The following is an 18,534-nucleotide window of genomic DNA, read 5'->3' on the forward strand; positions in this document are numbered from 1 at the left end:
GTTTGAAACTCGCATCCAGCGTTTAAGGAATGAATAAGGCTGACCGGAACAACGAGCGCGCTGCGGCAAAAATTGGAGCGCCGGCACCGGAATGCACCGCCATTTGTGGCCATAGTAAACGGAGCGTTATGTGCAAAGGGCGTGCCCGTGGCTGCGAAACCCTGAGCCGGCATGCCTGCTCTTCTGAAGATATCCATGCGCAACAATCGCTTAGATGGTTACTGCAAGGTTAAGAAAATTGTCGGCATTTGAGGCTAATGCACTGCAAAACGCCTCGCTTCGAATTTGCCTAAAATTTGAGGAAAATTTTCGCTGAGCAGGAAAGCCGTCCTTTGCGCCTCATGTGCCATTGTCGCTGATATAAAGAGGTCATTGCGCATGGACGCATGATCCGGTCATTGGACGAGAGGGCAGATCGATGGGCTTTTTGATAAGAATGGCGTTCTGGTTTTCGCTGGTGTTGCTGGCGCTGCCGCTGACCGTCGGCCCCGACGAGGATGGCCGCGAGAGCGTCGGGCCGTTCCAGGCGCTTTTTGCGGCGCGCGAAGCGGTCGGCGACATCGCCGGCATTTGCGAGCGTAAGCCGGACGTCTGCGAAACCGGCAAGTCGGCGATGCATACGATCAGCGCCCGGGCCAAGGAAACCGCCAAGATCGCCGCCGCCATGCTGGACGACAAGAGCGCCGAGACCTCGCCCGATACATCGCTGGCCACCGGCAGCGTCGCCAAGGACATCGTGCTGCCGGCGACAGTCAACATACCTGCCAAGCTGGTGGCGAAGAACTAAACACCGTTTCAGCTGTATCTACAGCGACACCGCAGGCCGGTCGGACCTCTCGATGCCTGCGGTGCTTTTCTTCTTTTTCCGTGACGCCGCAGCCGCGGATGACTATATCCCGAGCAATGGCCACGACGATCCAGACGATCCGCGACGACTTCTCCCTGCTCGACGAGTGGGAAGACCGCTATCGCTATGTCATCGAGCTCGGCGAAGCGCTGCCGCCATTTCCCGACGCCGAACGCAACGCCGCCAACAAGGTGCCGGGCTGCGTCAGCCAGGTCTGGCTGACCACGAGCCGAGCGCCGGGCGCCGATCCGGTCATCACCTTCACAGGCGATTCAGACGCTCATATCGTGCGCGGTCTGGTCGCCATCATGCTGGCGCTGTTTTCGGGACGGACTGCCAGCCAGATCCTTGAAACGGACGCCGAGGCGACGCTGAGGTCGCTTGGCCTCGACGAACATCTGTCGCCGCAGCGGGCCAATGGCCTGCGCTCGATGGTCAAGCGCATCAAGCGCGACGCCGAGATGGCTCTCAAGCAGACTGCTTGATTGCTCTATCTTCTCTTCTTTCGACGCAATTCCAAGGGAAAGCGCTCGGCAGTTTTCCTGGAATTGTTCTAGAAACAAAAACGGCGCCGTAAGGGGCGCCGTTGATCTTGTCCATTGGAGCCGGTGTTACCGCCCTTGCGCTTGCGGCCGAGGCCCATCTTCTTGGCCAGCTGCGAACGGGCAGCGGCATAGTTGGGGGCAACCATCGGATAGCTGGCGTCGAGATTCCACTTCTCGCGGTATTCATCGGGCGTCAGACCGTAATGGGTCATCAGGTGGCGCTTCAGCGACTTGAACTTCTTGCCATCTTCAAGGCAGACGATGTAATCGTCATGAACAGAGCGCTTCGGGTTTACCGCAGGCTTCTGCTTGTCGGCCGGAGGCTGTTCGCTTGCTCCGCCCACGCGCCCGAGAGCGGCATGGACATCAGCGATAAGGTTCGGCAATTCGCCGACCGGCACGGGATTGTTGCTGACATAGGCTGCCACCACATCGGCGGTCAGCTCGATCAGCGCATCGCTATTTCTGGAAGGTGTTTCGACGATATCCATGGTTTAGGCCCCAACGAAGGATGTTTCTGTTTGCGCCCTTTTTGGAAGATCGGGCATGGCGCGAATTTCACGCGGGAAGAGCTTCATGGATTCGCGTCCGGGCATCTTAATGAGCCCACAGACAAAGTAAGTCAATTCGCATCTTGCGCTATATTCAACGATATTCATCGAATAGTCGCTCTTCAGCTTCAATCTTTCGTGCACTCTGTAACTTCGCGATATTTTCTGGTCGGACCAGGACTAGCATGACGTAAGGTCACGCCATCGCTAAATCAGCAGGGACTCATAAAGTGGGCAGCGATGCTTGGTCTATGCTTCAAGGTTTGGGCAGCTGATTGTCGGATTCGTACCAAACCGCAAGTTGCAAAGCGTTGGCGAAACCCGCCGAAGAAGATCTTCGGTCTGACCGGATTCAATACGGCGTGAGGTATTTTCCATAGACCCAGCCACTAACAAAAGCACCATTTTGCGCCGGGTCGTGCCAAACTTGACACCATTGATAGCGAATTGCCTGTTTCTGTTTCCAGTGCGGCTGGCCGGCGATCTCCAGAAGATTCAAGCCGCCGGTGCACTTGCCGGTCATCTGCAGGATCGTCCCGTTGGGATAGGCGGCCTGCTTCTGCGAGGTGCCGGACGGATATTTGCGAACGTTGAGCGTGTCGCCGAACGGCACGCCAGCCACTTGCCAAGCGGCGAACGCGGTTGCATGAGACTGGCCGGTGAAAGCCAGAACGGTCGAAGCGACGACGGCGAGAGCCGCAGCGGTGTTGATATGGAAATTCATCATCCTCTCCTTTTGGCTCATCTCCCGAGCCCGCCGCAACCAATACATCCCGGCCCTTGAACCCGCGCTGATCGGCGTGTTCATTTGCCATTCAAGTAATTTCTTCAGTGAGACGCAATGACCAAGACCTCAGCTTTTCCGACCGCCAGCCCGCCGAGCCCCGAGAAACACCCCGTCTTCGACACGCATCACGGCATTACCCGCACAGATGACTATGCCTGGCTGAGGGCCGAGAACTGGCAGGCGATGTTCAGGGACCCTTCCCTGCTTGAGGGCCGCATCCGCGCCCATCTCGAAGCCGAAAACGCCTATCAAGCAGTGCTTATGGCCGATACGCTAGAGCTTCGGAAGCAGCTGTTCGGCGAGATGAAGGGGCGCATCAAGGAAGATGATTCGACGGTGCCGATGAAGGATGGCCCCTATGCTTACGGCTCATCCTTCAAGCTTGGCGGCGAACAGCCCCGCTATTTCCGCATGCCGCGCGATGGCGGCGATGAGCAGATCCTGCTCGATGGCGACGCGGAAGCCGAGGGCAAGCCCTATTTCCGCCTCGGCGGCGTCGACCATTCGGCCGATCACCGCAAGCTGTTGTGGGCGTTCGACGACAAGGGCTCTGAATTCTTCACACTTCGCGTGCGCGATCTCACCAGCGGCAAGGAACTGAGCGACCAGATCGAGGCCACCAGTGGTGGCGGCGTCTGGAATGCCGCCGATGACGGCTTCTTCTACACAAGGCTCGACGACAATCATCGCCCGTCCAAGGTGCTGTTCCACGCGCTCGGCGGCAGCCCCCTTAATGACCGGCTGATTTATGAGGAAACCGATCCCGGCTTCTTCATGGATGTCGGCGGCACGCGCTCCAACGAATGGATCATGATCGGGATCAACGATCACGAAACCTCGGAATATCACCTGATGCGCGCCGATGAGCCTTTCGCCGAGCCAAAGCTGGTGGCAAAGCGCGAGACTGGCCTGCAATATGATCTGGAAGAAGGCGGCGCCATCTTCTTTATCCTCACCAATGCCGACGGCGCCAAGGACTTCAAGATCATGACGGCGCCGGCTAATGACCCGGTTCGCGCCAATTGGGAAGAGCTGGTGGCGCACGAGCCAGGCCGGCTGATCCTGTCGGTGGTCGGCTTCAGGGATCATATGGTCAGGCTCGAGCGCAAGGAAGGGCTGCCGCGCATCGTCGTGCGCGATCGCCGCAGCGGCGAGGAGCATCTGATCTCGTTCGACGAAGAGGCGTTCTCGCTCGGCCTGTCGGGGTCCTATGAATACGACACCGAGATCATGCGCTTCACCTATTCGTCGATGACGACCCCGGCGCAGGTCTTCGACTACAATATGCGCAGCCGCGAACGTGTGCTGCTGAAGACCCAGGAATTGCCGTCCGGTCACAATCCGGATCATTATGTCACGCGCCGGCTGATGGCGCCGGCCGCCGATGGCGAACTGGTGCCGGTCTCGCTGCTGCACCACCGCGACACGCCGCTCGATGGCTCCGCACCGTGCCTGCTTTACGGCTACGGCTCTTACGGCATTGCCATTCCGGCGGCGTTCAACACCAACTGGTTCTCGCTGGTCGACCGTGGCTTTGTCTTTGCCATCGCCCATGTCCGCGGCGGCAAGGACAAGGGCTATGGCTGGTATGACGACGGCAAGCGGGCGCACAAGATGAACACGTTCACCGATTTCATCGCCGTCGCGCAGCATCTCGTCGCCGAGCGTTACACCCAACACGACCGCATCGTCGCGCAAGGCGGCTCGGCCGGCGGCATGCTGATGGGTGCGATCGCCAACATGGCGCCGCAAAATTTCGGCGCCATCGTTGCCGAGGTCCCCTTTGTCGACGTGCTGACCACGATGCTCGACGCAAGCTTGCCGCTGACGCCGCCGGAGTGGCCGGAATGGGGCAACCCGATCGCGTCGGCGGAAGATTACCAAACGATCGCCGCCTACTCACCCTATGACAATGTCGCCGATCACGACTACCCGCCGATCCTGGCGCTGGCCGGCCTCACCGATCCGCGCGTCACCTATTGGGAGCCGGCCAAATGGGTGGCGCGGCTGCGCGAGCGCAAGAGCGGCGACAATCCGGTGCTGTTCAAGATCAACATGGATTCCGGCCATGCCGGCGCCTCCGGCCGCTTTTCAAGGCTGGAGGAGATCGCCTATACCTACTCCTTCGCGCTCAAGGTTACGGCCAAGCCCGAACCCGAGGTTACGGGCAAGGCTGAGAATGCAACGGAGGCGTCGCAATGATCGATCTATCCACCTTGACGGCTTACATAGCGGTTGTGCTTGGCTTTGTGTTTATTCCAGGCCCAGCCACGCTTTTGACGGTCGCGCGAGCGACGAGTTCCGGAACCAGGGTTGGCGTCGCTACGGGCGCGGGCGTCGCGGCTGGCGATGTGTTCCATACCATCATGGCGATGGTCGGCATTTCGGCGATCATCGCCACTTCGGCAACGCTGTTCAGCGTCGTAAAATACATCGGCGCGGCGTATCTCGTTTACCTCGGCATCCGCGCAATCATCGAGAGAATACCGGCCGACCCTACTGCCGGCGCACTCGCGATCTCCGCCAGCAAGGCGTTTCGTCAAGCTGTCCTGACCGAAGTGCTTAATCCAAAGACGGCGCTTTTCTTCCTCGCCTTCCTGCCCCAGTTCGTGCGGCCTGAAAACGGATCGGTGATGCTCCAGCTGATGACGCTGGGCATAATCTTTGTTCTGCTCGGCCTTTTCAGCACAGTCGTCTTTGCCGTGAGTGCGGGCCGGCTCGGCACGTTCCTGCGCCGCAATCCGTCGGTGGTGAAATGGCAAGGCAAGGTGGTTGGCGGCATCTACTGCGCGTTAGGCGTCCGTCTGGCCTTGCAGCAGCGCTGATGTCGATGCGAAAGGCGCGCCCGTCGAGGCGCGCCGATCGTCACTTTTTGAATTCCAGGCTGCTCATTTTCACTCGCATTTGCAATGGCTGCGCGCTACCCAATGCGCGCCACCTTCCAGACCATGACATACGCAAAGGGGCCACTATGTTGCTCGTCGACACCTATCTCGAGAAATCACCGATCCAGGGCATCGGGGTTTTCGCCAGGAACCACATTGCCAAGGGCACGCTGGTCTGGAAGCTCGACCCCAGATTCGACCGGATCATCGACGTCGAGACCTATGAAGGCGAGAGCGGCCCGGTGAAGAACTATCTCGACCGTTATTCCTATCCAGACCGCCGGGATCCGAACTACATCGTCTTCGAAGCCGACGACGCCCGCTACATGAACCATGACGACGAACCGAATTGCGACGTCTCCTCGCCCGAGGAAACCTATGCCTTGCGCGACATCGCACCCGGCGAGGAACTGACCTGCAATTACAGCCATTTCTTCGAGACGGGCTTCGACTTCCTCGGCGATCGCCACCTGTAGATCGCCACCTGTGGCCGGGATCACTTGGCCGGCTTGCTGCGCACCGGGTAGCCGTTGGGATGCGGCGGCACCGCCTTGAGATAGGCGGCTATTGCCGCGCGATCTTCCGGCGGCAGTTCGGCCATGTTGCGCTGCACGTCGACCATGGCGCCGCCGACCGAATCGAAATCAGGGGTAAAACCGGTTTCGAGATAGTTGGCGATGTCGGCTTCCGACCAGTCACCGAGCCCGCCTTCGCCCGATGTGATGTTCGGCACGATGCCGCTGCCTTCGGCGGCCGCCGCGCCAGCCAGCCACTGGCTCTTCCTGGTGCCGCCGGTGATGTCGCGCGGCGTGTGGCATTCGCCGCAATGGCCGGGCCCCTCGACCAGATAGCGGCCGGCGAGTACCAGATCAGGCGTGCCATCGGCAAAGGCAATCACCGGCTCTTTGCTGAGATGGAGCCGCTTCCACAGGCCGAGGCCGCGGCGGATGTTGAAGGGGAAAGTCAGGGAATTGTCGGGCGCCTTGCCGGCGACCGCCGGCAGCGTCTTCAGGAACGCATAGAGATCGGCAATATCAGCCGGCTTCATCCGGGCGTAGGACGCGTAGGGAAAGGCCGGATAGAAATGCTCGCCCGACGGCGACACGCCCTTCAGCATGGCGTTGGCAAGGTCCTCGACCGTCCAGGCGCCGATGCCGTCCTTGGGATCCTGTGAGATGTTGGGCGGCACGAAGGTGCCGAACGGCGTCTTGAGCTCGAGGCCGCCGACCAGTTGCAAACGGCCGTCGCCTTGCGAGCCCGGCTTGGCGTGACAGGAGGTGCAGCCGCCGGCATTGAAAATGCGCTTGCCCCTGGCGGCGTCGCCGGGGCCGAGCTGCGCCAGGGTGTCAGTGTCGAGCTTGACCGGCGCCGACAACAGCCAGCCGGCGCCGGCACCGACGACGCCCAGGACAAGGGCGGCGCCGACAAATTTTTTCCACAAGGGCATTGCCCGGGATCAGCTCTTCTTCACCCGATAGGTCTTGTGGCAGGTGCCGCAATCACTGCCGAGCGTATCGATCTGCGCCTTCAGCGCATCGACATCGGCGGGTGCGGCGGCGACTGCGGCCTTGACGTCGGCGAGGTACTTGTCTTCGGTCGATTTGAAGCCCGCCATGTCTTTCCAGATTTTGGGCGAGGCGGTGGTATCACCGCTGTCGCTGCCGGCCGGGAACAGCGTGTCGACATCGAACTTTTCCGCGTTGACCTGCAGCGCCTGCAGCGCCGTCAGCACGGCGGCGGCATCGAAGTCCGCTTCGCCCTTGGCGATCTTCGACAGGCCGCCGACGATCTTGCCTCGTTCCTTCATCAGTCCCTGTCGGTCGAGGATCGGGTCGGCAAAAGCCGCCGAGGCGGCGAGGCTGAGCATAGAGATGGCGATAACAAGCTTTCTCATTCAATTGGCTCCAGGATGATGAGGGGTCGCGACCTAACGTTAACGGAGGGCGGGCCGGGATTATTCCCTGTCCGCCGGCCGGATTCTGCCGAATTTTGTGTGCCTGCTGCTTCAGCTGAGAAAGAAAAGCCCCGGAGTACCGGGGCTTCTCTGGGTCGATCAGGCTTTCGCCTCTTCGTACATTTCAAGGACATGGTCCCAGTCGATGAGGCTGTCGACGAAGGCCTCGAGATATTTCGGCCGCGCGTTGCGGTAGTCGATGTAATAGGAATGTTCCCAGACATCGACGCCGAGGATCGGCGATGCGCCATGGACGAGCGGGTTCTCGCCATTCGGTGTCTTGGAGATCGCCAGCTTGCCGTCGTTGACCGAGACCCAGGCCCAGCCCGAGCCGAACTGCGTGATGCCGGCGGCGATGAAGTCGGCCTTGAACTTGTCGTAGCCGCCGAGGTCGGCGTCGAAAGCCTTCTGCAGGGCGCCCGGAAGCTTGTTGCCGCCGCCGCCCTTCTTCATCCACTTCCAGAAATGGATGTGGTTGTAGTGCTGGGCTGCGTTGTTGAAGAGGCCGGCATTCTTGCCGAACGACTGTTTGACCACCTCTTCGACCGACAGATCGCCGAGGCCCGCTTCGGCGGCCAGCTTGTTGCCGTTGTCGACATAGGCCTTGTGGTGCTTGTCGTGGTGATACTCCAGCGTCTCCTTCGACATGTAAGGCTGCAAGGCCTCGTAGTCGTAGGGCAAGGCGGGCAATTCAAAAGCCATCGGTCATACTCCTCATGGAAAAATCCGGTGCGGATACCGGATTAAGATAGGGCTGCATTGATCTGGAACAACTCCGGAATGAAGCGCCAATTGCCTTTTAGCGGCTCAACCGGCGGAAGTCGAATGCGCCCATTCCCAATAAAGGTCGCGCGCTTTCTTGGCCACCGGCCCGGGCTGCAGATCGCGGTCCTCGATGCGGGTGATCGGCACGACCTTGGAATGATTTCCGGTCGAAAAGATCTCGTCGGCTTCGAGAAAGTCGCGCACCGACAGCATCTTCTCCGTGGTCTTGAAGCCGTAATCGCCAAGCAGCGTCATGGTGCGCGAGCGGGTGATGCCGGACAGGAAGGTGCCGTTGGGCGCCGGCGTCAACACGTGGCTGTCCTTGACCAGGAAGATGTTCGAGGTTCCGGTCTCGGCGACATTGCCCAGCATGTCCAGCACCAGCGCATTGTCGAAGCCGCGTCCCTTCGCTTCGAGGATGGCGCGGCCATTGTTGGGATAGAGGCAGCCGGCCTTGGCATTGGTCGGCATGGTCTCGATGGTCGGCCGCCGGAACGGCGACACGGTGATCGAAAAGCCGGTCGGCGAGATCATCGGCGATTCGTAGAGGCAGAGGCAGAAACGGGTCGAGGCCGGATCGGCCGGCACGCCCATGTAGCCGCCATGCTCGGCCCAGTACATCGGCCTGATGTAGACCGCTGTCTTGCCGTCGAACTTCTTCAGCCCGTCCCAGGTCAGTCCAACAATCTCATCGGCGCTCATCGACGGCGCGAGGCCGAGCGCGGTCGCCGATGCGTTCACCCTAGCGGCATGCAGCTCGAGATCGGGGGCGACGCCTTCGAACCAGCGGGCGCCGTCGAAGACGCTGGTGCCGAGCCACATGGCGTGGCTGCGCGGACCCAGAATGGCGACGTTGCCTTCGTACCAGTCGCCGTCGACGAAGGTCCATGTCGCCGATAGCGCCGCAGTCGCCAGTGTCATTGTTCGGTTCCGCTTCAAAGCTGCCTGTGCCAAGCATTGGAAGATGCTTTGACCGGCGCCGTCAACCGGCATGGAGCGGTTTTTGTTGAGGCCAGAGCGCCCCAAGAAAGCGATCAAGACTACAATCGATGCTTGCACCTTGCGCCGCCTGCCCTCAAAACTGTCGCCATGCATTACGCGGCTTACGTTTTCGACGCCTATGGCACGTTGTTCGACGTGCACGCCGCCGTGCGCCGTCACGACGGCGAGATCGGCCCCGACGGCCCGCTGCTTTCGGAAATCTGGCGCGCCAAGCAGCTGGAATATTCCTGGGTGCGCACGCTGATGGGCGGCTATGCCGATTTCTGGCAGCTCACCGAACAGGCGCTCGATTTCGCCCTGCGCAAGGTTCCCTCCGCCGACAAGGGACTGAAGGCCAAGCTGCTCGAAGCCTATTGGCGGCTCGACTGCTATCCGGAAGTGCCGGCCGTGCTGAAGGCACTGAAAGCATCCGGCGCCAAGCTCGCAATCCTGTCCAACGGCTCGCCCGAGATGCTGGAAGCGGCGGTCAAGTCGGCCGCCCTCGACCAGGTGCTGGACGATATCTTTTCGGTCGACGCCGTCAGGCGCTTCAAGACCGACCCGTCGACCTACGACATGGTGGCGACGGGCTGGCGGCTCTATCCGGGCGCCGTCTCGTTCCAGTCGTCCAACCGCTGGGACGTCGCCGGCGGCACCAAATTCGGCTTTCGCACCGTCTGGATCAACCGCGCCAACCAGCCCGAGGAATACCGGGATTTCCCGCCGGCGCTGATCCTGCCGTCGCTTGAAGGCCTGCTGACCGGCGGCTGATCACTCTGTTGCCTTCGAGCAACAGTGGCAGGGCGGTCACAGCTTCGCCTTTGTTTGTCCACCCTCAGGCCAGAATCGGAACCGCCTATCGCGTCAGGCATTGGGGGAGGCCGACCACTGCGCCGCTTGAAGGCATTCACGCTTTCTTGCGATTCGAGACTTAAAAAAGGCAACCATGTTGAAGACCGAAATCGACCCCTATCGCCTGAGCCGTCGCGGCTTTCTGAATGCTGCAGCCCTTGGTGCCGCCTCGATTGCGGTCTCCGCCTGCACCACCACCGGACCGGCACCGGCGCCGGTCGAACCGCCACCGCCGACCTATGACGAGCCGCCGCTCGGCGACTATGCGACGATGTACGGCCCGATTTCCGACAGCGGGTTCGAGCTCCCAGCGATCCCGATCAAGAAGATGGACCCGCAGTTCCTACGCCAGATCGTTCCCGATCCGACCGGCCAGCGGCCAGGCACCATCATCGTCGATACGACCAACCATTTCCTCTATCTGGTGCGCGAAGGCGGCCAAGCGATCCGTTACGGCGTCGGCCTCGGTCGCGCCGGCTTCGAATGGTCGGGAGACGCCGTCGTCCAGTGGAAGCAGAAATGGCCGAAATGGACGCCGCCCGATGAGATGGTCGCCCGCCAGCCTGAACTGGAAGAATACAGCGCCAAGAACGGCGGCATGCCCGGCGGCCTCAAGAACCCGCTCGGCGCCCGCGCGCTCTACCTGTTCCACGACAACGTCGACACGCTCTACCGCCTGCATGGCTCGCCGGAATGGAACTCGATCGGCAAATCCGTCTCGTCAGGCTGCGTGCGCCTGATAAATCAGGACATCATCGACCTCTACGACCGCGTGCCGTCGAAGAGCCCGGTCATCGTGACGTCCGACATCGGCCAGCCGATGGCGGCGAGCGCAAACCGCAGAGCCATCCCGATCGATGGCGGGGTGCCGGATGGCTCGGTCCTGCTCGGCCCGGTGACCTGATCGACTTCATCTATGCCATGAAGCGGCAGGTTCCGCTCCATGCGGCAAAGCTCGTCAGGATCCCGATAGCTTCACGCGAATGCCTGGGGTTCGCATCCAAGATATGCAATGCCGGCAACAGGAGGCCAAAAAAGACGTCCAGACAAACCACGGAGCCGCTGCAATCGGGGCGGCCATGCCCTGTCAATCTCGACGCTGCTGTGTTTCGTTACCGATTGATGTATATTAGACGGGAGTATGATTGCAGAGACATACATTTCATTAGATCATTGATGGCGGGGGTACGCCGATGGTGGGATTTGATTTCGATAGTCCGCCTGCCGACGGCGCCGAGGCCAACCTGTCGGCCGAATGCGAGCGCCAATTGCTGCCGCTCGTCCGCGGAATTGTCGAGGCGGCGGTTGCCGCCGGGTGGAGCCAGGAAGACGTTCTTCTGGCCATGGTCGAGCTGTCCTGGGATCTGTACGAGAAACGCCGAGGCAATCTTTAGCAGGCCTGCGTGAGCCGGATAATTCCGTAGCGCCGGCCAAGCCAGGCCATGTTTTTCTCGCGCGAACTTTTTTCTTCACTTACAATGTTTTTCTATCCGCGGGATGCGCTACGCTGCCTTTGGGCAGGACTATGGGGGATACAAATTACCGTCCGGATTTCCGGGTTGGCTGTTTGCACGGCACGGAATTTCGATGGGCTGGCAAAGCGGCTGAGGCAAGGCTGAATGAAAAATGCGGGCGAGGTTCAGGAACGCAGCGCAGGCGCCGATCGGGTCGATCGGCACGCCCTCGGCACAATCCCCGAAAATGCCAATCCCAGAAGAGCAACCATGCGGGGGAGCGGGATATGCTCTGTCCGCAGCCCTGGATCGCTCCCGGAGGGTCGCCATCGCCGAAGTCGCTTACCTCGCGGGATTTTCGGATCAAGGCCATTTGGCCACCGCCATGAAGAAGCACAAGGGAAAGAAGCCATGGTTCGGGCGATAACTGCTGCTGGATCGTCCGTGGCAATGACAGATAGTCGACCAGCTCTGTCAATGGCCGCGCGATCTATATTCGGAATACAACTCTGGATTGTGACGGCACACTATGCACAATAACTAGGCAAAAATGGTAAGATAAGGTCGGAAAATAGTCAGGTAGCCTTGGCTAAAATTCAAACCTGTAAATTTATAGTCAAAATCCTGGTAAAATTTTCATATGAGCTCAAATTCTTCTTTGCAATATATAGCAGCATCTGTAGGATTCGAAGGAACGCCCAGGAGCAAACGTGAATTCTGGGCGCCTCGATACAGCACAGGATTGGATTGATCGGCGCAGCAGTGGCAGAGACGAAGATGCAACATAGAGGCAACGTCCAGGAAAGCGCCGGGACAGAGCGGCGGCGCGCGGATCGTCGCATCTTCGACGGAATGCCGGAAAGCGCGGGGCGCTACCTGGTCACGTTTCGAGGCGGCGCGGCTCATGTCGTTCATGGGCCGGGATCACACACATTCAAAGCGGCGGAACATTTCGCTTCGGTTCTGCTTACACCCTCACCAGGGATTGCGGCATCGCTGGGCAGCGACAAAGTCCACGAATACGACGGCGACGTCGGTATGATCATGATCGTCCCAGCCGATCTCGGCGGCAAGGTGACCCGGTCATCCACCACGGAAAGCGCAATCGTGGCGCTCACCCCCGAGAGTCTCTTCGAGCTGGCAACGCGTGAATTCGACACCGGCCATGCCGAGCTTCAACCGCCGCCGTTCGGGACCGTCGACTTCCAGGCGCTGCAACTCGCGCAGTTGCTGAAGGCGGAACTGACGGATCGGGAAACTCCAAACGAGTTCTATGTCGATTCGTTGGTCACCATGTTCGGCGTCCATTTGCTTCGGAACTACGCAGGAGCGCGAAAGTTGCCACAAGCCCCAAAGGGCGGTCTGTCGAACCGCAGCGCCCGGCGGGTGCGCGAATTCCTGGAGGTAAATTTTTCCAGCAAGATCGCGGTGGCCGAGCTGGCCGCACTCTGTGGCCTTTCGCCGAGCCATTTCATCCTGGCATTCACCAAGACCTTTGGCGAGCCGCCGCACAAATACCTGCTGCGGCTGCGTCTCGATTTCGCCGAAAAACTTCTCATCGAGAGCGACCTGTCGATTGCGGAAGTCGCTCATCTCAGTGGATTCTCGGACCAGAGCCACTTGACAGTCACCATGTCCAGATACCGGAACAGAACCCCCAGGCAGGTCAAGCTGCAACGTTAACGACTGTTGCGGCGCGCATGATTGTCCGCGGCGATACCTCGATTGATCTTCAGTATAGTCGAAGGTTGTGTGGCAGAGCAGTCACAGTTGTCGCGCAGGGACCAAATACCGGATTTTCCTACAAAGATTCCGGATTATTCCAAAATACCTGCACCGCGAATGTGCTCATGGTCGCGATGGAAGTCATTTGGGGCGGGGGAGCAACCAGATGATACAGCATGTCGGATTGTCCCATGGACATTCAATTCGCGGAAATCGAGGTCTTCGCGCCTAAGGCCGAAGCGGCCTGGGCTGCACTGCAACGCCAATACGCCAGCCGGATCAGCGCTGCGGAACTCGACCATCTCCTGGCCTGTTTCGTGCTTGGACTGACCTCTCCGGCTTGTGGTGAAGGCGATCCGGGATTTCATTTCGATCTCTGCCGCGCGCTGGTGGCGGTAAGCCTGCCGCCGGAACGGACGGAGGCTGCACTGCATACGGTTCCAGAACCGACGCAGCCATGGGTCGCGAGCGCCTATCAGCTGATTGAAAAACAAGGCGCGAAGGTTGGTCTCTCGTTACGGGAGAAGACGCGCAATTTCGAAGATTTTTTGGCCACCGAGGCGAATGGTGCGGCACATCAGGGCGCCTCGGCAATTGCGAGGAAAAACTAGCATGACCAGACGCGTCGAGGGGCAAGCAAGGATCGAATTTCTTCCTGGATTTGTCGGAAACTGGATCGCGGGTGCGGCCGACAGTCGCTCGGTTCGTCGCCGCCTGATGGCCGTCCTGCGCATGGCGCATCGTACGCTTGGAATGCGCCGCAAGGGTTTGGGGTTGGGGACGTTGGGCGTCGGCGCCAGCGTGCGTTCGGCATTGGCCTGCGGCGTGAGCCCGGCCAGCATGATCGGAGGCTTGGCCGCAATCGCCGCGATCGGCATCGCCACACCGGCCCAGGCACAATACCAGGCTGGCGGTGGTTCGGCGACCGGCGGCAACGCCGTCGCCATCGGTAACGGCACCGCGACGAATGGCAACAACAGCGTGGCGTTGGGCAGTTCCAACAGTGCAACGGGCGACGGCACGATCGCCATCGGCTATGCGATGGGTGTCAATGGCCTCAATGCCATAGGCATAGGTGTCTTCGCAGGCGCAACCGGCGTCAATGCCCTCGCCGTGGGCGGGAACGCCAAGGCCAACGGGGACGCAGCAAGCGCGATTGGCGTCAATTCGGTTGCAACCACAGGCGCGGCCGCCTTTGGCCTGAATGCGCGTGCCGACGGACTGAACTCGACGGCGATCGGCTATGTTACCCGGGCGACCGGGCTGCGCGCCACCGCGCTCGGGTTTGGGGCAACAGCATCCGGCGTGGATTCGATTGCGCAAGGTAACAGCGCCGTCGCCAGCAACCAGAATGCCGTCGCCATCGGTTTCCAGGCGACCGCGACTAGCATCAACTCCATCAACATTGGCGGGCGCACCGTCGTGGGAACAGGCGCGCTGTCGCAGGGCGCCATCGCCCTTGGTACGGATGTGCTGGCATCTCAACAGAACACGGTCTCCATCGGCGTCCTGACCAAAGCGACCGGAACGGGCGCAACGGCGATGGGCAACACCGCCAGTGCATGGGGCAACCAATCCATCGCATTCGGCGTCGGCGCGCAGGCAGGCGTTCAGGCCAACACTGCCCTGCCCAACAGCATCGCCATCGGCACCAATTCGCTGTCTTCGGGCGCTTTCGCCACCGCGATGGGCGCTACCTCGGTTGCGAGTGGCTCCGCCAGCACTGCTATTGGCAACACCGCCGTTGCCAGCGGCGCAAACGCCTCCTCGTTCGGTTCCGGCGCGAATGCGACGGGAGACAATTCTCTTGCCGCCGGTGTCAGCGCCGCCGCCAGCGGGATTGCCAGCACCGCGCTCGGCATCGGCTCCAAGGCCAGCGCCACCAACGCCGTGGCGATCGGTAATGCGGCGGTCGCCAATTCCGCCGACGCTGTTGCAGTGGGCACGAATGCAACGGCGACGGGCGGCAAGGCTGTCGCCATCGGCGCCGGCAACACAGCCTTTGGCAACGGCGCGGTCTCCATCGGCGATCCGAGCTATGCCAGCGGCACCGGCGCCTTCACCGGCGGCGCCAACAACATCGCCAACAGCGACGGCACGGCAACCGCCACAGCCGCAAACCAGGCCGCAGGCGCGGTTGCCATCGGCAACAACAACAAGGCCGTCGGGCAAGGCTCCGTGGCGCTGGGCAATGGCTCGACGGCGGGTGCAGCCGGCCTTGCCGGCAATGTCGCGCTGGGCAACGGCGCGACGGCGACGGCAAGCTCCGGCGACGTAGCGCTCGGTTCGGGCTCGGTGACCGCGACGGCGGTCGGCACCAGCGGCGCGACGATCGGCGGCACGGCCTACAACTTCGCCGGCACGACGCCGACGAGCACCGTCAGCGTCGGCGCGCTCGGCGCGGAGCGGACCATCACCAATGTCGCGGCGGGCCGGCTCAGCAATTCGTCGACCGACGCCATCAATGGCTCGCAGCTCTTCGCCACCAACCAGCAGGTGACGCAGAACACGACGGCCATCGCCGCCAACACCGCCGACATCACCAATCTCGGCAACACGATCAACAGCATCAGCACCGGTGGCGGCATCAAGTATTTCCACGCCAATTCGACGGCGGCGGACTCGTCCGCAACGGGCACGGACTCCGTTGCTATCGGACCAGTCGCGACCGCGACGGGGACAAACGCCATCGCGGCCGGCACCAATTCGAGCGCCTCCGACGCCAACGCCTCGGCCTTCGGCAGCGGCGCCGTCGCATCGGCGCTTGACGCAACGGCGATGGGATACATCTCCAAGGCCTCGGGCCAATACAGCACCGCCGTCGGTGCCAACGCCAATGCCACAGCCACGTCCAGCACCGCGATCGGCCAGAACGCGTTTGCAACCGCCTTTCAAGCGACCGCTCTCGGCGTAGGAGCGAATGCCGGCGCCCAGAATGCAATCGCGCTGGGCGCCCTCGCCAACGCCAGCAACGCCGGCGACGTGGCGCTCGGCTCGGGCTCGGTAACCGCCGCGGCGGTCGGCACCGCCGGCACGACGATCGGCGGCGTCGCCTACAACTTCGCCGGCACGACGCCGGCAAGCACCGTCAGCGTCGGCGCGGTCGGCGCGGAACGCACCATCACCAATGTCGCGGCGGGCCGGCTCAGCAATTCGTCGACCGACGCGATCAACGGCTCGCAGCTCTTCGCCACCAACCAGCAGGTGACGCAGAATACGACCGACATCGCCGCCAACACCGCCGACATCACCAATCTCGGCAACACAATCAACAGCATCAGCACCGGCGGCGGCATCAAGTATTTCCATGCCAATTCGACGCTGGCGGATTCCCAGGCCCTGGGGACGGATTCCGTTGCGGTCGGCCCGAATGCCGTGGCCAACAATGCCGGCGACGTTGCGATCGGCGCGAATGCGGTGTCGACCGTGACCACGGCGGTCGGCGGCACCACGATCGGCGGCGTTGCCTACACCTTCGCCGGCGCGACGCCCGCGGGTGCATTCTCGGTCGGCTCGGTGGGCGCCGAACGCCAGATCCAGAACGTCGCGGCCGGGCAGTTGAGCAACTCCTCGACCGATGCGGTCAACGGCTCGCAGCTGTTTGCGACCAACCAGCAGGTGACGCAGAACACCACCGATATCGCCGCCAATACTGCTGACATCACCAATCTCGGCAATTCGATCAGCAATATTGCCGGCGACACCTCGCTGGCCTACACCGACGCCAATGGCGACGGCATCCGCTATGTGCGCACCAACGACAGGACGCTTGCCGTCGCGGACTCCTTCGCGCAAGGGATCGGCTCTTCCGCCCTGGGCTACCAGGCGACCGCGAGCGCCGACAATGCGCTGGCGCTCGGCCGCGACACCCAGGCCAGCGTCATCGGCGGCGTGGCGCTTGGCGCCGGCTCGGTTTCGGATCGGGCGGTCGCGCCCGTATCGGGATCGATCCTCTCCGGCACCGGCCTCATTCCCTACAACACCGCGGACATGAGCCTGCTCGGCGCCGTCTCGGTCGGCACCTCCACCTCCTATCGCCAGATCATCAACGTGGCCGACGGCACGCAGGACCAGGACGCGGTCACGCTTCGCCAGTTGAAGGGCGCGCTGAGCTCGTTCGCGGTGACGGGGAGCCTGTACTTCCATGCCAATTCGACGGCAGCGGATTCGCTCGCGGTCGGCGTCGATTCGGTTGCGGTCGGTCCGCGCACCACCGTCAATGGCGACAATGGCATCGGCATCGGCAACGGCGCCATCGTGCAGCAGACGGCGCCGGGAGGCATCGCGATCGGCCAGAATTCGACGGTCAACCAGGCCGACAGCATCGCCCTCGGCACCAACGCGACCACCAACGGAGCGCAGGCGGTGGCGCTCGGCGCCGGCGCAAAGGCCAACGAGCCGGGCAGCGTCGCGCTCGGCGCGGGCTCGACGACGGCGGCGGCGGTCGCCACCACCGGCACCACGATCAACGGCGTTGCCTATACCTTCGCCGGAACAGCTCCGACCAGCACGGTCAGCGTCGGCACCGTCGGCAACGAGCGCACCGTCACCAATGTCGCGGCGGGCCGGATCAGCGGCACCTCCACCGACGCCATCAACGGCAGCCAGCTCTTCGCCACCAACCAGGCGGTCGAAGCCATGCAGGGTAGCGTCGGCGACCTGAATCAGTTCGCCGTCCAGTACGACAAGGACGGGAACGGCAACAAGTCCAACTCGATTACCCTTGCCGGCGGCGACCCGAACACGCCGGTGGTCATCCACAATGTCGGGCCGGGCGTTGCCAACACCGATGCGGTCAATGTTCAGCAGTTCAACAGCGGGTTAGCACTCAACCTAGACAATTCGAAGAACTACACCAACCAGGTGGCGGCCACCACGCTGCAGCAAGCCAATGCGTATGCGGACTCCAAACTCAGCCAGCTCAACATGGACATGGGAGAGGTCAGGGGCGAGGCGCGCCAGGCTGCGGCAATCGGCTTGGCGGCCGGCTCGCTGCGCTACGACGATCGTCCCGGCAAGCTGAGCGTGGCCGCCGGCGGAGGCTATTGGCGCGGTGAAGGCGCCCTGGCCTTCGGCGCCGGCTACACCAGCGAGGAAGGACGTGTTCGAGCGAACCTGTCCGGTACGACGGCAGGCGGACACTGGGGTGTCGGCGCGGGCGTCAGCCTTACGCTGAACTAGAGCCCGG

At 61.9% G+C, this 18,534-nt stretch carries 17 protein-coding genes; 11 read left to right on the forward strand and 6 right to left on the reverse strand.

What is annotated here, in order from left to right:
* Window positions 1-418 precede the first annotated feature (418 nt).
* Both NLY33_RS26875 and NLY33_RS26880 read left to right on the forward strand, forming a co-directional pair.
* Window positions 419-787 (forward strand): DUF5330 domain-containing protein, encoded by a 369-nt coding sequence (locus NLY33_RS26875; RefSeq protein ID WP_023684546.1) that lies wholly within the window; start codon window positions 419-421, stop codon window positions 785-787.
* A gap of 116 nt (window positions 788-903) precedes the next feature.
* Window positions 904-1,332: a SufE family protein gene (locus tag NLY33_RS26880; protein ID WP_023684547.1), complete on the forward strand. Its 429-nt coding sequence runs from the start codon at window positions 904-906 to the stop codon at window positions 1,330-1,332.
* A 68-nt stretch (window positions 1,333-1,400) separates the two neighbouring features.
* On the opposite strand, the gene NLY33_RS26885 is transcribed toward NLY33_RS26880, so the two are convergent.
* Both NLY33_RS26885 and NLY33_RS26890 read right to left on the reverse strand, forming a co-directional pair.
* Window positions 1,401-1,883 carry a Ros/MucR family transcriptional regulator gene (locus tag NLY33_RS26885; RefSeq protein WP_286439373.1) on the reverse strand — a complete coding sequence of 161 codons (483 nt, stop codon included), beginning with the start codon at window positions 1,881-1,883 and terminating at the stop codon, window positions 1,401-1,403.
* 412 nt (window positions 1,884-2,295) lie between these two features.
* Entirely contained in the window at window positions 2,296-2,670 is a 375-nt protein-coding gene (locus NLY33_RS26890) for an SH3 domain-containing protein (RefSeq protein ID WP_023705446.1), read from the reverse strand.
* 114 nt (window positions 2,671-2,784) lie between these two features.
* Between NLY33_RS26890 and NLY33_RS26895 the strand changes: the two genes are divergently transcribed.
* The 3 genes from NLY33_RS26895 to NLY33_RS26905 all read left to right on the forward strand — a co-directional run bounded on the left by NLY33_RS26895 (window position 2,785) and on the right by NLY33_RS26905 (window position 6,091).
* A complete protein-coding gene (locus tag NLY33_RS26895) occupies window positions 2,785-4,932 on the forward strand; it encodes a S9 family peptidase (RefSeq protein ID WP_023708426.1) in 2,148 nt (715 codons plus the stop codon).
* The gene (locus NLY33_RS26900; protein ID WP_023692796.1) at window positions 4,929-5,555 is read left to right on the forward strand and encodes a LysE family translocator; all 627 of its coding nucleotides are present in this window, start codon (window positions 4,929-4,931) and stop codon (window positions 5,553-5,555) included. The genes NLY33_RS26895 and NLY33_RS26900 overlap by 4 nt, the downstream gene beginning before the upstream one ends.
* 146 nt (window positions 5,556-5,701) lie before the next feature.
* Window positions 5,702-6,091 (forward strand): SET domain-containing protein, encoded by a 390-nt coding sequence (locus tag NLY33_RS26905; protein WP_023673684.1) that lies wholly within the window; start codon window positions 5,702-5,704, stop codon window positions 6,089-6,091.
* A 20-nt stretch (window positions 6,092-6,111) separates the two neighbouring features.
* Here the strand turns inward: NLY33_RS26905 and NLY33_RS26910 are convergent, their stop codons facing one another.
* From NLY33_RS26910 to NLY33_RS26925, 4 genes are all read right to left on the reverse strand, one after another.
* Window positions 6,112-7,062, reverse strand: coding sequence for a cytochrome c (locus tag NLY33_RS26910; RefSeq protein WP_023705447.1), 951 nt, complete (start codon window positions 7,060-7,062; stop codon window positions 6,112-6,114).
* 9 nt (window positions 7,063-7,071) lie between these two features.
* Window positions 7,072-7,509 (reverse strand): c-type cytochrome, encoded by a 438-nt coding sequence (locus NLY33_RS26915; RefSeq protein WP_023684552.1) that lies wholly within the window; start codon window positions 7,507-7,509, stop codon window positions 7,072-7,074.
* Between the two features lie 159 nt (window positions 7,510-7,668).
* Window positions 7,669-8,271: a superoxide dismutase gene (locus NLY33_RS26920; protein WP_023692794.1), complete on the reverse strand. Its 603-nt coding sequence runs from the start codon at window positions 8,269-8,271 to the stop codon at window positions 7,669-7,671.
* 105 nt (window positions 8,272-8,376) lie between these two features.
* A complete protein-coding gene (locus NLY33_RS26925) occupies window positions 8,377-9,255 on the reverse strand; it encodes a branched-chain amino acid aminotransferase (protein WP_023673688.1) in 879 nt (292 codons plus the stop codon).
* 168 nt (window positions 9,256-9,423) lie between these two features.
* Between NLY33_RS26925 and NLY33_RS26930 the strand changes: the two genes are divergently transcribed.
* The 6 genes from NLY33_RS26930 (at window position 9,424) to NLY33_RS26955 (ending at window position 18,527) form a co-directional block, all read left to right on the forward strand.
* The gene (locus NLY33_RS26930) at window positions 9,424-10,086 is read left to right on the forward strand and encodes a haloacid dehalogenase type II (protein WP_023705448.1); all 663 of its coding nucleotides are present in this window, start codon (window positions 9,424-9,426) and stop codon (window positions 10,084-10,086) included.
* A 175-nt stretch (window positions 10,087-10,261) separates the two neighbouring features.
* Window positions 10,262-11,071 carry a L,D-transpeptidase gene (locus tag NLY33_RS26935; RefSeq protein ID WP_023692792.1) on the forward strand — a complete coding sequence of 270 codons (810 nt, stop codon included), beginning with the start codon at window positions 10,262-10,264 and terminating at the stop codon, window positions 11,069-11,071.
* 289 nt (window positions 11,072-11,360) lie between these two features.
* Window positions 11,361-11,561, forward strand: a complete 201-nt coding sequence (locus tag NLY33_RS26940; RefSeq protein WP_023705449.1) for a hypothetical protein — start codon at window positions 11,361-11,363, stop codon at window positions 11,559-11,561.
* 807 nt (window positions 11,562-12,368) lie between these two features.
* Window positions 12,369-13,304, forward strand: a complete 936-nt coding sequence (locus NLY33_RS26945) for a helix-turn-helix domain-containing protein (protein ID WP_348528042.1) — start codon at window positions 12,369-12,371, stop codon at window positions 13,302-13,304.
* Window positions 13,305-13,537: 233 nt separating this feature from the next.
* Window positions 13,538-13,957 carry a hypothetical protein gene (locus NLY33_RS26950; protein WP_023684558.1) on the forward strand — a complete coding sequence of 140 codons (420 nt, stop codon included), beginning with the start codon at window positions 13,538-13,540 and terminating at the stop codon, window positions 13,955-13,957.
* A gap of 1 nt (window position 13,958) precedes the next feature.
* Window positions 13,959-18,527: a YadA-like family protein gene (locus NLY33_RS26955; protein WP_023705452.1), complete on the forward strand. Its 4,569-nt coding sequence runs from the start codon at window positions 13,959-13,961 to the stop codon at window positions 18,525-18,527.
* Window positions 18,528-18,534: the final 7 nt, after the last annotated feature.

Origin of the sequence: Mesorhizobium sp. C432A, assembly GCF_030323145.1 — a bacterium.
GTDB lineage: Bacteria > Pseudomonadota > Alphaproteobacteria > Rhizobiales > Rhizobiaceae > Mesorhizobium.

Excerpts from the sequence above, each read along its gene's own strand:
- NLY33_RS26875 (WP_023684546.1), top strand. The coding sequence starts at position 419 with ATGGGCTTTTTGATAAGAATGGCGTTCTGGTTTTCGCTGGTGTTGCTG.
- NLY33_RS26880 (WP_023684547.1), top strand. The coding sequence starts at position 904 with ATGGCCACGACGATCCAGACGATCCGCGACGACTTCTCCCTGCTCGAC.
- NLY33_RS26885 (WP_286439373.1), bottom strand. The coding sequence starts at position 1,883 with ATGGATATCGTCGAAACACCTTCCAGAAATAGCGATGCGCTGATCGAG.
- NLY33_RS26890 (WP_023705446.1), bottom strand. The coding sequence starts at position 2,670 with ATGATGAATTTCCATATCAACACCGCTGCGGCTCTCGCCGTCGTCGCT.
- NLY33_RS26895 (WP_023708426.1), top strand. The coding sequence starts at position 2,785 with ATGACCAAGACCTCAGCTTTTCCGACCGCCAGCCCGCCGAGCCCCGAG.
- NLY33_RS26900 (WP_023692796.1), top strand. The coding sequence starts at position 4,929 with ATGATCGATCTATCCACCTTGACGGCTTACATAGCGGTTGTGCTTGGC.
- NLY33_RS26905 (WP_023673684.1), top strand. The coding sequence starts at position 5,702 with ATGTTGCTCGTCGACACCTATCTCGAGAAATCACCGATCCAGGGCATC.
- NLY33_RS26910 (WP_023705447.1), bottom strand. The coding sequence starts at position 7,062 with ATGCCCTTGTGGAAAAAATTTGTCGGCGCCGCCCTTGTCCTGGGCGTC.
- NLY33_RS26915 (WP_023684552.1), bottom strand. The coding sequence starts at position 7,509 with ATGAGAAAGCTTGTTATCGCCATCTCTATGCTCAGCCTCGCCGCCTCG.
- NLY33_RS26920 (WP_023692794.1), bottom strand. The coding sequence starts at position 8,271 with ATGGCTTTTGAATTGCCCGCCTTGCCCTACGACTACGAGGCCTTGCAG.
- NLY33_RS26925 (WP_023673688.1), bottom strand. The coding sequence starts at position 9,255 with ATGACACTGGCGACTGCGGCGCTATCGGCGACATGGACCTTCGTCGAC.
- NLY33_RS26930 (WP_023705448.1), top strand. The coding sequence starts at position 9,424 with ATGCATTACGCGGCTTACGTTTTCGACGCCTATGGCACGTTGTTCGAC.
- NLY33_RS26935 (WP_023692792.1), top strand. The coding sequence starts at position 10,262 with ATGTTGAAGACCGAAATCGACCCCTATCGCCTGAGCCGTCGCGGCTTT.
- NLY33_RS26940 (WP_023705449.1), top strand. The coding sequence starts at position 11,361 with ATGGTGGGATTTGATTTCGATAGTCCGCCTGCCGACGGCGCCGAGGCC.
- NLY33_RS26950 (WP_023684558.1), top strand. The coding sequence starts at position 13,538 with ATGGACATTCAATTCGCGGAAATCGAGGTCTTCGCGCCTAAGGCCGAA.
- NLY33_RS26955 (WP_023705452.1), top strand. The coding sequence starts at position 13,959 with ATGACCAGACGCGTCGAGGGGCAAGCAAGGATCGAATTTCTTCCTGGA.